12 protein-coding genes and 1 pseudogene are annotated in these 13,558 nt (G+C 72.8%); 11 read left to right on the forward strand and 2 right to left on the reverse strand.

Annotated elements, in window-relative coordinates; all coding sequences use genetic code 11:
* Nucleotides 1-119: 119 nt before the first annotated feature.
* Nucleotides 120-1,757, forward strand: a pseudogene (gene arc / locus CLV37_RS01695) (proteasome ATPase); the annotation flags it as partial.
* A gap of 15 nt (nt 1,758-1,772) precedes the next feature.
* Here arc and CLV37_RS01700 read toward each other — a convergent pair.
* Nucleotides 1,773-2,807 (reverse strand): acyltransferase family protein, encoded by a 1,035-nt coding sequence (locus CLV37_RS01700; RefSeq protein ID WP_106206326.1) that lies wholly within the window; start codon nt 2,805-2,807, stop codon nt 1,773-1,775.
* A 45-nt stretch (nt 2,808-2,852) separates the two neighbouring features.
* The gene (locus tag CLV37_RS01705) at nt 2,853-3,437 is read right to left on the reverse strand and encodes an NUDIX domain-containing protein (RefSeq protein ID WP_106206328.1); all 585 of its coding nucleotides are present in this window, start codon (nt 3,435-3,437) and stop codon (nt 2,853-2,855) included.
* A gap of 115 nt (nt 3,438-3,552) precedes the next feature.
* Here CLV37_RS01705 and CLV37_RS01710 point away from each other — a divergent pair, with 115 nt between their 5' ends.
* From CLV37_RS01710 to CLV37_RS01755, 10 genes are all read left to right on the forward strand, one after another.
* On the forward strand, nt 3,553-4,983 hold the full coding sequence (locus tag CLV37_RS01710; protein ID WP_106206330.1) for an efflux RND transporter periplasmic adaptor subunit: 1,431 nt from the start codon (nt 3,553-3,555) through the stop codon (nt 4,981-4,983).
* Nucleotides 4,984-5,012: 29 nt separating this feature from the next.
* A complete protein-coding gene (locus CLV37_RS01715) occupies nt 5,013-5,699 on the forward strand; it encodes an ATP-binding cassette domain-containing protein (RefSeq protein ID WP_106207340.1) in 687 nt (228 codons plus the stop codon).
* Nucleotides 5,700-5,749: 50 nt separating this feature from the next.
* Nucleotides 5,750-6,895 carry an ABC transporter permease gene (locus CLV37_RS01720; protein ID WP_425433599.1) on the forward strand — a complete coding sequence of 382 codons (1,146 nt, stop codon included), beginning with the start codon at nt 5,750-5,752 and terminating at the stop codon, nt 6,893-6,895.
* 47 nt (nt 6,896-6,942) lie between these two features.
* Entirely contained in the window at nt 6,943-8,538 is a 1,596-nt protein-coding gene (gene dop, locus CLV37_RS01725) for a depupylase/deamidase Dop (RefSeq protein ID WP_106206334.1), read from the forward strand.
* A gap of 127 nt (nt 8,539-8,665) precedes the next feature.
* Nucleotides 8,666-8,857 (forward strand): ubiquitin-like protein Pup, encoded by a 192-nt coding sequence (locus tag CLV37_RS01730; protein WP_106206336.1) that lies wholly within the window; start codon nt 8,666-8,668, stop codon nt 8,855-8,857.
* 85 nt (nt 8,858-8,942) lie between these two features.
* Nucleotides 8,943-9,830 (forward strand): proteasome subunit beta, encoded by an 888-nt coding sequence (gene prcB, locus CLV37_RS01735; RefSeq protein WP_106206338.1) that lies wholly within the window; start codon nt 8,943-8,945, stop codon nt 9,828-9,830.
* A gap of 2 nt (nt 9,831-9,832) precedes the next feature.
* The gene (gene prcA, locus CLV37_RS01740; protein ID WP_106206340.1) at nt 9,833-10,546 is read left to right on the forward strand and encodes a proteasome subunit alpha; all 714 of its coding nucleotides are present in this window, start codon (nt 9,833-9,835) and stop codon (nt 10,544-10,546) included.
* A 106-nt stretch (nt 10,547-10,652) separates the two neighbouring features.
* A complete protein-coding gene (gene pafA, locus CLV37_RS01745) occupies nt 10,653-12,014 on the forward strand; it encodes a Pup--protein ligase (protein WP_106206342.1) in 1,362 nt (453 codons plus the stop codon).
* Between the two features lie 88 nt (nt 12,015-12,102).
* Entirely contained in the window at nt 12,103-13,092 is a 990-nt protein-coding gene (locus CLV37_RS28330) for an FKBP-type peptidyl-prolyl cis-trans isomerase (protein WP_106206344.1), read from the forward strand.
* Nucleotides 13,093-13,159: 67 nt separating this feature from the next.
* Complete coding sequence (locus tag CLV37_RS01755; RefSeq protein ID WP_106206346.1) at nt 13,160-13,537, forward strand: FKBP-type peptidyl-prolyl cis-trans isomerase; 378 nt, start codon at nt 13,160-13,162, stop codon at nt 13,535-13,537.
* Nucleotides 13,538-13,558 lie beyond the last annotated feature (21 nt).

Here is a 13,558-nt window from a genome sequence, read left to right on the forward strand (position 1 = left end):
ACGCGGATCCGCCTCGCGGAGCGCGGTGCGCGGGTTAGTGTCGAATGCACCACCCAGAGGGGAGATGCGCCATGACGGAGCCCCAACGCCGCTTCGGCGGTGGCGGTGAGCGGGATGCCCGCCACCTCGCCGCCCTCGAGGAGCAGCTCGGAGCAGCCCGCACCCGGCTCGCGCAGGTCAGCGCCCAGAACGACCGGCTGGCCACGACGCTGCGCGAGGCCCGGGACCAGATCGTCGCCTTGAAGGCCGAGGTCGACCGGCTCGGACAGCCGCCGGCCCAGTTCGCGACGTTCCTGGAAGCCGGCACGGAGGAAGGGACCGCCGACATCGTCTCGGCCGGCCGGCGCATGCGCGTGGCCGTGAGCCCGTCCGTGGACCTGGACGCGTTGCGGCCGGGGCAGGACGTGATGGTCAACGAGGCCATGAACGTCGTCGCGGCCTTCGACTACGAGCGCACCGGTGAGCTGGCGACGGTCAAGGAGGTCCTGGCCGACGGCCGGGCGCTGGTCCTGGCCCGCGCCGACGAGGAGCGCGTGATCCGGCTGGCGGGCCCGTTGATGGACGGGCCGCTGCGCGTGGGGGACTCCCTCACGATCGACACGCGCTCGGGCTTCGGCTTCGAGCGGATCCCCAAGGCCGAGGTCGAGGAGCTGGTCCTGGAGGAGGTGCCGGACATCGACTACGAGGACATCGGTGGTCTGGGGCCGCAGATCGAGGCCATCCGGGACGCGGTGGAGCTGCCGTTCCTGCACGCCGACCTGTTCCGCGAGCACGGGTTGCGCCCGCCGAAGGGCATCCTGCTGTACGGCCCGCCCGGGTGCGGCAAGACGCTGATCGCCAAGGCGGTGGCGAACTCGCTGGCCAAGAAGGCCGCCGAGCTGCGCGGGGAGACCCAGCCCAAGAGCTACTTCCTGAACATCAAGGGCCCGGAGCTGCTGAACAAGTACGTCGGGGAGACCGAGCGGCACATCCGGCTGATCTTCGCCCGGGCCCGGGAGAAGGCCGGTCAGGGCACCCCCGTCGTCGTGTTCTTCGACGAGATGGAGTCGCTGTTCCGCACCCGCGGTTCGGGGGTGTCCTCGGACGTGGAGACGACGATCGTGCCGCAGCTGCTGAGCGAGCTCGACGGCGTGGAGCGGCTGGAGAACGTCATCGTCATCGGGGCCTCGAACCGCGAGGACATGATCGACCCGGCGATCCTGCGCCCGGGCCGACTGGACGTGAAGATCAAGATCGAACGTCCGGACGCCGAGGCCGCCGGGCAGATCTTCTCCAAGTACCTGACCCCGGACCTGCCGCTGCACGCCGACGACCTCGCGGTCAACGACGGCAGCCCGCAGCAGGCGGTGGACGCGATGATCCAGGCGACGGTGGAGCGGATGTACACCGAGACGCCGGAGAACGAGTTCCTGGAGGTGACCTACGCCGGGGGTGACAAGGAGGTCCTGTACTACAAGGACTTCAACTCCGGCGCGATGATCCAGAACATCGTGGACCGGGCGAAGAAGATGGCGATCAAGGACCTGCTGACGTCGCAGCAGCGGGGTCTGCGGGTCGACCACCTGATGAGCGCGTGCGTGGACGAGTTCAAGGAGAACGAGGACCTGCCGAACACGACGAACCCGGACGACTGGGCCCGGATCTCGGGCAAGAAGGGGGAACGGATCGTGTTCATCCGCACCCTCATGCAGGGCAAGAAGGGCACGGAGGCGGGCCGCTCGATCGACACGGTCGCCAACACGGGCCAGTACCTCTAGACCCGGACCCTGGTCTCACACCTGCTGCGGGACCGTCGTGGGCCGCACCTCGCGCTGGCGGGGTGCGGCCCACGGCGCGTTCAGGGCCCACGGCAGGCGGCTCAGGGGCGTGCGCAGCGGCAGGCAGACGGCGAGCGCCGCGGCGACGAGCAGCACGGGGGCGGTGAGGGTGAGCAGGGGGCCGGCGTCGAGGGTGGCCAGGGCGAGGACGAGCAGGCCCAGGACGATCTCGTGGGTCACGTAGACGGGCAGGGTGCGGGCGCCGATCCCGGCCAGGAGACGCCCGGGGGCGGTGTCGGCGAGGCGGACGGCGAGCAGGGTCCCGGCGGCGACGGCGGTGGCGCCGACGAGGAGGCGGACGCCGGGGACCTGCACGAGGCTGAGCGCGGTGACGGTCAGGGCGAGGGCGCCGACGGCGGCGGTGGCGGCCAGGGTGGGGGTCCAGCCGGGGGTGCGGGCGGTGGCGGCCAGGGTCAGGTCGCGCAGGCGCAGCCCGGCGGCGAAGAAGACGAAGAGGGTCAGGACGTCGTTCCAGACGAAGCTGTACTGCACGAGGGGGCCGGGGCCGAAGGCGGCGGAGACGAGTGCGGCGGCGGGCAGCAGGAGGCGGGTGGGCACGGTGCGCAGGAGCCGGCCGGCGAGGAGGTAGAGGGCCAAGGCGAGCAGGTACCAGGCGCCGTTGCCGGGCAGCAGGAGGGTCTGCTCGAGCCAGCCGCGGGGGCCTGCGGGCAGGGGGTCGCGGTGGTAGGGGACGAGGGTGAAGACGGTGAAGGCGGCGGTGGCCCACAGCAGGTAGACCCACAGGTCGCCGGTGATCCTGCGGCGCAGGAGGTCGGGCCAGGGGCGGTGGACGGCGCGGACGGCGAGGAGGCCGGAGAGGAAGAAGAACAGCGGCATGCGCAGCAGGCGCAGGGTCTCGTCGACGGCGGTCCAGCCGTGGTGGGCGAGGCCTTCGGCGCCGGCGAACAGGACGGCGTGGTGGACCATCACGAGGACGATGGCGGCGCCGCGGGCGGTGTCGATCCAGGACAGGCGGACGGTGGGGGGCACGAGGCTCCTGGGGGTCGCTCGTGACCGCGGGAGGTCACGTGGTGGTCACGGGCTGGCCGGATCCTTCCACCATTCGGCCCAGTTCTCCAAGAGCTCACGGGTGTCGGGCACGAACGGCCACGCCCTGTCTCGCAACCGATCACGCAGGGTGGTGGCCGGTTCCCACCAGCCGTGGGCGACCTCGGTGGCCTGCAGGACGAGGGGGGTGCCGTCCCAGCGGGCTTCGTAGAGGTGGGCGAGGTGGTGGGTGGTCTCGTCGCGGTACCAGCGGGTCAGGACGTGCCGCAGGTCGGCGTCGAGGCCGAGCTCCTCGCGCAGTTCGCGGTGGGCGGCGGCCAGGGGGTCCTCGCCGGCGTCGACGACTCCTCCGGCGAGGCAGTCGTGGGCGCCGGGGTTGAGGTCCTTGGTGCCGGTGCGGCGGTGGACGAAGACGTCGCCGGTGCGTCCGGGCCGGCCGTCGCGCAGCAGGACGCCGGTGGCGGCGTGGGGCAGGTTGCGGGCGCGGACCTCGGCGCGGGTGGCGGTGCCGGTGACGCGGCCGGCGGGGTCGTCCGGGTCGTACAGGGCGACGAGTTCCCGGCCGGGTGCGCGGGCAGGTCCACGGGCGGGTCCACGCGCGGGTGCACTCACCGTCGTCACGGTAGGACGCAGGGTCTCCGGGTGCGACGGTGGGGGGATGCGAGGGCGCCGGGTGCCCGCCCTGGGGAGGACCCGCTCCGTCGGTGCCAGCACCTAGGGTGACGTCGTGCACCCCCACCCCCCGCGTCCCGGCCTGCCCCGTCGACCCGTGCGCGTCCTGTCCGCGGTCGCGGCGGGGGCCGCGGTGCTGCTGGTGGCGGCCGGGTGCAGCGACGACGACGCGACGTCGTCGTTCGCGACGGGCACGGTCGCCCGTGGTGACGTGCAGCAGGTCGTGGACGCGACCGGTCAGGTGCAGCCGCGGGCGTCGGCGGTGGTCAAGGCCCCGGCCGCGGGGACGGTGGCGACGCTGGCGGTCTCGGACGGGCAGGTGGTCCAGGCCGGGCAGGTGCTCATGACGATCTCCTCGCCGTCGGCGGTGCAGGCGCTGGAGTCGGCGAAGCAGGCCGACGCCGACGCGGCCCGGTCGGGCTCGTCCGGTTCGTCGGGTTCGTCGGCCAAGTCCTCGGCCCAGCTGGCGGCGCAGCAGAAGAAGGCGGACGCCGACGCGCAGCAGCGCTTCGACGAGGCGCAGGCGCAGGCGCAGGCCATCGCGGACCCGGCGGCGCAGGCGGCGGCGCTGGCGGCGGTGCGCTCCTCGCGCACGCAGTACCAGCTGCTGTCGTCGCAGACGCAGGCCCTCATCGACCAGGTCAACGCGGGGCTGGGGAACCTGGACTCCGCGGTGGCCTCGCTGGGCTCGGCGCAGCGGGTGCAGACGCGGGCCGCGGTCGCGGCGGCGCAGGCGACGGTGGACGCCCTGACGGTGGTGGCCCCGATCTCGGGGAAGGTGTCGCTGGGCTCCACCGGCGGTGGGGGCGGGTCGGCGTTGCCGGCGGGGGCCGAGGCGCTGCTGGCCGGCAGCGGGTTGTCGGGGGCCTCGGGGTTGTCGCTGCCCGACACGGGTTCGGGGTCCGGGCCCGCGGGGGCGCCGGTGATCGCGCAGGGCGCCGCGGTCGCGCAGGGCGCGACGCTGGTGACCGTCCTGGACGCCTCGACGCTGAGCCTGACCGCCGACGTCGACGAGACGGACGTGCTGCAGGTGCAGCCGGGGGTGGGGGCGGACGTGACGATCGACGCGGTCGACGGGGCGCGCTACCGCGCGACGGTGACGGGGGTGGACCCGACGGCGAAGGCGGGCAGCGGGGGGACGGTGACGTACACGGTGCGGCTGAGCTACGACGGCGGCACGGGTGCGGACGGCGAGCCGGCGGCCACGCCGCTGCCGGGCATGAGCGCGAACGTGTCGCTGGTCGTGCGCAGCGTGCAGGGCGTGGTGGAGGTCCCGGCGGCGGCGGTGCTGCGGGCGGGGGCGCAGAACGGCTCGCCGACCTCGGACACGGTGTGGGTGGTGGCCGCCGGCAAGGCCGAGCGGCGGCCGGTGACCGTGGGGGTCCGCGGCGACACCGAGGTCGAGATCACCGACGGGCTGAAGGGCGGGGAGACGATCGTGACCGGGGGCGCGGCCGACGTGAGCCAGGGGCAGCAGGTCTCGTGACGTCCCGGACCGACGAGCAGGAGCACGCCCTGAGCGGGCCGCAGCCGGCCGCGGCCATCGAGGCCGTCGACGTCAGGCGGTCGTACCGGTTCGGGGACACGACCGTCGAGGCGCTGCGCGGGGTGAGCTTCACCGTCGCCGAGGGCGAGTACGCGGCGATCGTGGGGCCCAGCGGTTCGGGCAAGTCGACGCTGATGCACCTGCTGGGGTGCCTGGACCGGCCCACGTCGGGCACGTTGCGGGTGGGGGGGCGCGACGTGTCGCAGCTGTCCGACGCCGAGCTGGCGGACCTGCGCAACCGGGAGATCGGGTTCGTGTTCCAGGCCTTCCAGCTGCTGCCGCGCTCCAGCGCGGTGGACAACGTCGCGCTGCCGCTGCTGTACCGCGGGGTGAAGGCCCCCGAGCGGCGCGAGCGGGCGGCGGCGGCGCTGACGGCGGTGAACCTGGGGCACCGCCTGACGCACCGGCCCACCCAGATGTCCGGCGGGGAGCAGCAGCGGGTGGCGATCGCGCGGGCCCTCGTGGGTGAGCCGCGGATCCTGCTGGCCGACGAGCCGACGGGCAACCTGGACTCGAGGAACGGGGCGGAGGTCATGCGGATCCTGGAGGAGCTGAACTCCGCGCGCGGGGTCGCGGTGGTCCTGGTGACGCACGACGACGAGGTCGCCGGCCGGGCCCGCCGTCAGGTGCGGGTGCGCGACGGGCTGATCGCGTGAAGGGCTGGGAGGCGTTCCGCGTCGCGCTGGACGCGTTGCGCGGCAACCGGATGCGCAGCCTGCTGACGATGCTGGGCATCATCATCGGGATCGCGGCGGTCATCGTGGTCGTCTCGATCGGTTCCGGGGCCCGCCAGCAGATCGAGAAGCAGGTCGAGGGGCTGGGCTCGAACCTCATCCTCGTGGTGCCGGGGCAGTTCGACACGAACAACCTCTCGCGCAGCGCGGCGGCGACCTCGACGATGCAGATCGCCGACGCCGAGGTCCTGGCCGCGGTGACGGGCGACCCGCAGTCGGTGACGGCCCGCGTCAGCACGGGGGCCCAGGTGCGGGCCGCGGGGGGCTCGGAGCACTTCCAGACGATCCAGGGCGCCGACCAGAACCTGCCGCGCGTCATGAACCGGCCGCTGGCCGAGGGGCAGTACTTCTCGACCGTCGACGTGGACACGCGCCGGCGGGTGGCGGTGCTGGGGTCGGTCTCGGCGCGCGTGCTGTTCCCCGGGGCCGACCCCGTGGGCCGGCAGGTCACGATCGCCGGGACCCGCTTCGAGGTCATCGGGGTCCTGAAGGAGCAGGGCGAGAGCTTCGGGGTCTCCCAGGACAACGAGATCCACATCCCGATCACCACGGCGCAGCGGATGTTCAGCATCCAGCGCGTCGACGCGTTCGCGGTGAAGGCGCCCTCGGCGTCCGGGGTGGGGGCGCTGTCGGACCGGCTGTGGAAGGCCATGAAGGAGAAGTACCCCGACCAGACGTTCTCGGCGATCACGCAGACGCAGATCCTGGGCGTCATCGGGCAGATCCTCGGCCTGCTGACCGGGGTGCTGGCCGCCATCGCGGGCATCTCGCTGCTCGTCGGCGGGGTCGGGGTCTCCAACATCATGCTCGTCTCGGTCCGGGAACGGACCAGGGAGATCGGGCTGCGCAAGGCCCTGGGCGCCCGCCAGCGCGACGTGCTCGTGCAGTTCCTCGTCGAGGCCGTGCTGCTGACCAGCGTCGGGGGGGCCATCGGCATCGCCATCGGGGTCGCCGGCTCGATCGCGGTGAACCAGCTCTCGCCGCTGCCGGCGACGATCGAGTGGTGGAGCCCGGTGGTGGCCTTCGTGGTCTCGGCCGCGGTGGGGATCTTCTTCGGGGTCTTCCCGGCGCGCCGGGCCGGCCGGCTGGACCCGGTGGTGGCGCTGCGGACCGAGTGATCGGCCGCACGTAGGGTCGTGCCCGTGACGAGCGGACGGGTGCGGACATGACGGTGCGGCGGGTCGTGGGGCTGGAGACGGAGTACGGCATCTCGGTGCCGGGGGACCCGGGCGCGAACCCGATGCTGCTGTCGGCGCAGGTCGTGAACGCCTACGCGACCGCCACGACGGGTGGGCGGTCGCGGCCGCGGTGGGACTACGAGGACGAGGCCCCGCTGCGCGACGCGCGCGGGTTCGAGGTCGAGCGCGCCCGTGCCCACCCCTCCCAGCTGACCGACGCCCCCGGCAGGGCCGCCGGCGAGGGCCGGCGGGCCGCGCCGAACGCCTCCGACGTCGTCAGCGCCGAGACCGAGGACCCGACGATGGCCAACGTCATCCTCACCAACGGGGCCCGCTTCTACGTCGACCACGCCCACCCGGAGTACTCCTCCCCGGAGGTCCTGACCCCCCGCGACGCGGTGACGTGGGACCGGGCGGGGGAGCTGATCCTGCTGGAGTCGCTGCGCCGGGTGGCGGCGACCCCGGGGCTGACGCCGGTGACGATCTACAAGAACAACACCGACGGCAAGGGCGCCTCCTACGGCACCCACGAGAACTACCTGATGAACCGCTCGACGCCGTTCGGCGACGTCGTGCGGCACCTGACGCCGTTCTTCGTCTCCCGGCAGGTCTTCGCCGGCGCCGGCCGGGTCGGTCTCGGCCAGGACTCGCGCGAGGCCGGGTTCCAGATCAGCCAGCGCGCCGACTTCTTCGAGGTCGAGGTGGGGCTGGAGACCACCATGAAGCGGCCCATCATCAACACCCGCGACGAGCCGCACGCGACCGTGGAGAAGTACCGCCGGCTGCACGTGATCGTCGGCGACGCGACGATGTGCGAGGTCGCGACGCTGCTGAAGGTCGGCACCACGTCCCTGGTCCTGGCCATGCTGGAGTCCGGCTGGCTGGAGGACAGCCCCGCGGGGCGGCTGCTGCTGTCCGAACCGGTCCGGGCCCTGCACGAGGTCTCCCACGACCCGTCCCTGCGGCACCTCGTGCGGCTGCGCGACGGCCGCCGCCTCAGCGCCGTGCAGCTGCAGTGGGCCTACCTGGAGGCCGCCCGCGCCTACGTCGCCGACCGCTACGGCGACGACGTCGACGCCGACACCGCCGAGGTCCTCACCCGCTGGGAGCAGGTCCTGACCCGGCTGGAGACCGACGTGTTCTCCGCCGCCCGCGAGGTCGACTGGGTCGCCAAGCTGCGCCTGCTGGAGGGCTACCGCTCCCGCGACGGCCTGGACTGGGACAACGCCCGGCTGGCCGCGGTGGACCTGCAGTGGTCGGACGTGCGGCCCGAGAAGGGGCTCTACCTCAAGCTGGCCGAACGCGACCAGGTCGAACGGCTCGTGCCCGAGGCCGCGGTCCGCCACGCCGTTGACCACCCCCCGACCGACACGCGCGCCTACTTCCGGGGCGAGTGCCTGGCCCGGTACGGGCCGCGGGTGGCGGCCGCCAGCTGGGACTCGGTGATCTTCGACGTCGCCGGGCGCGGGGCCCTGCAGCGCGTCCCGACGCTGGAACCCCTGCGCGGCACCCGCGAGCACGTGGGGGCGCTGCTGGACCGGTGCGAGACCGCCGAGGAGCTCGTCGCCGCCCTGACCGGCTGAGCGGCCGGGCCTCACGAACGGGTGACGACTCGCGCCGCGACCGGCGTCGGCCCGGGTCGCGGGGTTAGTGTCGGACGGAACCGGACCGCGTGGTCCGGTGCGGACGAGACGTCAGGGGGAGCCAGCCATGCCTGGACAGGAGCAGCAGCGCCCGAGCCGGCGCGAGGACGAGGTCGAGGACGCCGCGGCGGTCCCCGCGCAGGCCAAGGCCACCGAGACCGACGCCGACGTCGACGCCCTGCTGGACGAGATCGACGAGGTCCTGGAGTCCAACTCCGAGGAGTTCGTGCGCGGCTTCGTCCAGAAGGGCGGGCAGTAGCCCCCGCGACGGGCCGGCGCGGACCCTCCCGCGTCCCGCCCGGCACTCCCGGCACGCGCCGGGGGCGCCGGGTAGGGTCCGAGGGGTGAACCACACCAGCGATCAGTCGAGGGACCAGGCGGGCCGGCTGCCGGCCGCCTTCCTGCGGCCCGGTTCGGCCTCCTTCACCGACTTCGTGCGCGAGTACTCACCCGAACTGCTGCCCGCCGCCCGCCCGCTGCCGAGCGCGGGGGGCCTGCCCGGGGGCGGGCCCGGCAACGGGGAGGCGCCGCACGCCACGACGATCGTGGCGCTGGTCTTCGCCGACGGGGTCGTCATGGCCGGTGACCGGCGCGCCACCGCCGGGCCGATGATCGCCCAGCGCGACATCAAGAAGGTCTTCCAGACCGACGAGCACTCCTGCGCCGGGATCGCCGGCGTCGCCGGGCTGGCCGTGGAGATGATCCGCCTGTTCCAGGTGGAGCTGGAGCACTTCGAGAAGCTCGAGGGGACGCTGATGTCCTTCGAGGGCAAGGCGAACCGCCTCTCGACGATGATCCGCGGCAACCTGGGCCTGGCCATGCAGGGCCTGGCCGTCGTCCCGCTGTTCGCCGGGTACGACCTGGACGCCGGCCGCGGGCGCATCGTCGGCTACGACGTCACCGGCGGCCGCTCGGAGGAGAAGGACCACCACACCGTCGGGTCGGGCTCGATCTTCGCCCGCGGCGCGCTGAAGAAGCTGTACCGGCCCGCCATGAGCGAGGCCGAGACCGTTCGCGTCGCCGTCGAGGCCCTGTGGGACGCCGCCGACGACGACTCCGCCACCGGCGGGCCGGACCTGCTGCGCAAGATCTGGCCCGTGGTGGCCGTCGTCACCGCCGCCGGGTTCCGCCAGGTCCCCGACGCCGAGCTCGAACCCGTCGTGGAGGCCGTCGTGGCCGGCCGGCGCGGCAACCCCGGGGGCAACCCCGGCATCACGGGCGGGGAGGCCTGAGCATGAGCGTTCCGTTCTACGTCTCGCCCGAGCAGTTGATGAAGGACAAGGCCGACTACGCGCGCAAGGGCATCGCCCGCGGCCGCGCCGTCGTCGTCGTGGCCTTCGCCGACGGCATCGTGTTCGCCTCCGAGAACGCCTCCCGGGCGCTGCACAAGATCTCCGAGATCTACGACCGCGTCGCGTTCGCCGCCGTCGGCAAGTACAACGAGTTCGAGAACCTGCGCGTGGCCGGCGTCCGGTACGCCGACGTGCGCGGCTACTCCTACGACCGTTCCGACGTCACCGCCCGCGGCCTGGCCAACGCCTACGCCCAGACCCTCGGGGCGATCTTCACGACCGAGTCCAAGCCGTACGAGGTCGAGATCGTCGTCGCCGAGGTCGGCCGCAGCCCGGAGTCCGACCAGATCTACCGCCTCACCTACGACGGGTCCGTCGCCGACGAGCACGGCTACGTCGCGATGGGCGGCTCGGCCGAGCAGATCGCGGCCAAGCTCGGTGAACGCTGGCACGCGGGGCTGTCCCTGGAGCAGGCCCTGCAGCTGGCCGTGGAGGCCCTGGGCTCCGACGCCGCCGCCGAGGCCGCCGGCCAGGGCCCGCGCCCCATCGCGGCCGACCACCTCGAGGTGGCCGTCCTGGACCGCACCCGCGAGCGCCGCACGTTCCGGCGCCTGAGCGGCCCGACGCTGGCGGGGTTGCTGGCGCCGCGGGACTGAACGGTCCCGGGGTCGGTCCTGGGCAGGTCCTGGACCGTTCCCGGGCGGGTGGGGGACGAGCACGATTCGCTGCGCCGCACGGCGCCGGAGTGCCTAAGGTGGAGAAATGGATCGCCGGATCTTCGGGCTGGAAACGGAGTTCGGCGTCACCTGCGCCTTTGAGGGTCAGCGCAAGCTGTCCCCGGACGAGGTGGCGCGGTACCTGTTCCGCAAGGTCGTGTCGTGGGGCCGTTCGAGCAACGTGTTCCTCAAGAACGGTGCGCGGCTGTACCTGGACGTGGGCTCGCACCCCGAGTACGCCTCGCCGGAGTGCGACGACGTGCGCCAGCTGGTCGTGCACGACCGGGCCGGGGAGCGGACCCTGGAGGGGTTGCTGACCGACGCCGAGCGGCGGTTGGAGGAGGAGGGGATCGCCGGTGAGGTGTTCCTGTTCAAGAACAACACCGACTCGGCGGGCAACTCCTACGGCTGCCACGAGAACTACCTGGTGTCGCGGCACGGGGAGTTCGGGCGCCTGTCGGACGTGCTGATCCCGTTCCTGGTCTCGCGGCAGCTGATCGTGGGTGCGGGCAAGGTCGTGCAGACCCCGCGGGGGGCGGTGTACTCGCTGTCGCAGCGCGCCGACCACATCTGGGAGGGCGTCTCGAGCGCGACGACGCGCAGCCGGCCGATCATCAACACCCGGGACGAGCCGCACGCGGACGCCGAGCGGTACCGGCGGCTGCACGTCATCGTGGGCGACTCGAACATGTCCGAGACCACGACGATGCTGAAGCTGGGCGCGACCGACCTCGTCCTGCGGATGGTCGAGGAGGGGGTGGCCCTGCGGGAGATGACGATGGAGAACCCGATCCGGGCGATCCGGGAGATCTCGCACGACCTGACGGGGCGCAAGCCGGTGCGGCTGGCGAACGGCCGCGAGGCCAGCGCGCTGGAGATCCAGGGGGAGTACCTGGAGAAGGCGAAGGAGTTCGTCGAGCAGCGCGGGTTGCAGACGCCCACGGTGAAGCGGGTCCTGGACCTGTGGGAGCGGGCGTTGCGGGCGGTGGAGACGCAGGACTTCTCCCTGGTCGACCGCGAGGTCGACTGGGTCATCAAGAAGAAGCTGCTGGACCGGTACATGGCCAAGCACGACCTGCCGCTGACGTCGGCGCGGATCGCGCGCCTGGACCTGGCGTACCACGACATCCACCGCAGGCGGGGGTTGCACTACCTGCTGGCCGAGCGGGGGATGGCCGAGCGGGTGTGCTCGGACATCGAGGTCTTCGAGGCGCTGAGCGTGCCGCCGCAGACGACGCGGGCCAAGCTGCGGGGCGACTTCGTGCGCGCGGCGCAGGAGAAGCGGCGCGACTTCACCGTCGACTGGGTGCACCTGAAGCTGAACGACCAGGCGCAGCGCACGGTGCTGTGCAAGGACCCGTTCAAGTCCGTGGACGACCGTGTGGAGCGGTTGATCGACAGCATGTGACCGCTTCGTCGGCGGCGCACAGGGTCCGCGGTTAGGGTGGTCGGGTTCGCTCCGAAGCTGTGAGCCCGTCCGATGAGTGAGGACCTCCGTGCGCCGCCGTACCGCCGTCCTGTCCGCGTCCGCCGCCCTGGCGATGTCGTTGCTGCTGGGCGCGTGCGCCTCGGAGCCGCGGACGCCGAGCCCCAGCGAGCAGACGTCGTCGGCGTCGGCCGCGGCGAACACCATCGAACCGGCCGTCACCGACGACGCTCTGCCCGTCACGGTCACCGGGGACGTGAACCCCGCCGTCAAGCCGCAGGTGACGTTCACCACGCCGTTCTCGGTGAAGGAGACGACCCGCAAGGTCCTCGCCGCGGGGACGGGCCCGGAGGTGAAGGCCACCGACGAGGTCGAGTTCGCCTACTCCCTGTACGCCGGGTCCACCGGTGAGGAGCTGGACTCCAGCTACGGCGGGACCAACGCCCGCTTCGAGCTGGCGAACATCACGATGGGGCTGGCCCGCGGGTTCGTCGGCACCCACGTCGGGGACCGCGTCGTCGTCGCGATCGCGCCGGCCGACGGGTTCGGGGACGCGATCACGCGGTTCGGCAAGGAGGGCGTCGACAAGGACACGACGATCGTGGTCGTCGCCGACGTCGTGAAGAAGATCGCCGGCACCGCCGAGGGCACCCCGGTGACGCCGCCGGCGAACCTGCCGGCGGTGACGTACGACGACAAGGGCGTCCCGACCGGGTTCACGGTCTCGGACCCGACGCCGCCGGCGGACACCGTCGTGCAGCCCCTCATCGAGGGCAGCGGGGTGCCGCTGACCAAGGGCATGAACGTCAAGATGCAGTACGTCGGGGCCACGTTGGCCGACGGCAAGGTCTTCCAGTCCTCGTGGGACACCCAGCCGTTCACCACCCAGATCGGCGTCGGTCAGCTCATCGCCGGCTGGGACGAGGGCCTGATCGGGCAGAAGGTCGGCAGCCGCGTGCTGCTGGTCATCCCGGCGGCCAAGGCGTACGGGGAGGAGACCGACGGGTCCCGCCCGGCGGGTGCGCTGGTCTTCGTCGTCGACATCCTCGACGGCTACTGAGCGGCGCCGCTCGGGTCGGGTCGGGTCGGGTCGGGTCGGGGCGGATGGGGATGGGTAGGGTCGGGGCATGAGTGAACGCACGAAGCCCGAGATCGACTTCCCCGAGGGGGAACCGCCCACCGAGCTGGTGATCGTCGACGAGATCGTCGGTGACGGCGCGGAGGCGACGGCCGGCAAGACGGTCAGCGCCCACTACGTCGGTGTCGCGTTCAGCACGGGTGAGGAGTTCGACGCGTCCTGGAACCGCGGGACGCCGCTGGACTTCCCCGTGGGGGCCGGCATGGTCATCCAGGGCTGGGACCAGGGCCTGCTGGGCATGAAGGTCGGGGGCCGGCGCCGGCTCGTCATCCCCCCGCACCTGGGCTACGGCGACCGCGGCGCCGGTGGGGCCATCAAGGGCGGCGAGACCTTGATCTTCGTCGTGGACCTCGTCGACGTGAAGTGACCCGCTCCACCTGAACGACTC

The organism is Kineococcus rhizosphaerae (genome assembly GCF_003002055.1).
Lineage (GTDB): Bacteria > Actinomycetota > Actinomycetes > Actinomycetales > Kineococcaceae > Kineococcus > Kineococcus rhizosphaerae.

Excerpts from the sequence above, each read along its gene's own strand:
- CLV37_RS01720 (WP_425433599.1), top strand. The coding sequence starts at position 5,750 with ATGCGCAGCCTGCTGACGATGCTGGGCATCATCATCGGGATCGCGGCG.
- dop (WP_106206334.1), top strand. The coding sequence starts at position 6,943 with ATGACGGTGCGGCGGGTCGTGGGGCTGGAGACGGAGTACGGCATCTCG.
- CLV37_RS01730 (WP_106206336.1), top strand. The coding sequence starts at position 8,666 with ATGCCTGGACAGGAGCAGCAGCGCCCGAGCCGGCGCGAGGACGAGGTC.
- prcA (WP_106206340.1), top strand. The coding sequence starts at position 9,833 with ATGAGCGTTCCGTTCTACGTCTCGCCCGAGCAGTTGATGAAGGACAAG.
- pafA (WP_106206342.1), top strand. The coding sequence starts at position 10,653 with ATGGATCGCCGGATCTTCGGGCTGGAAACGGAGTTCGGCGTCACCTGC.
- CLV37_RS01755 (WP_106206346.1), top strand. The coding sequence starts at position 13,160 with ATGAGTGAACGCACGAAGCCCGAGATCGACTTCCCCGAGGGGGAACCG.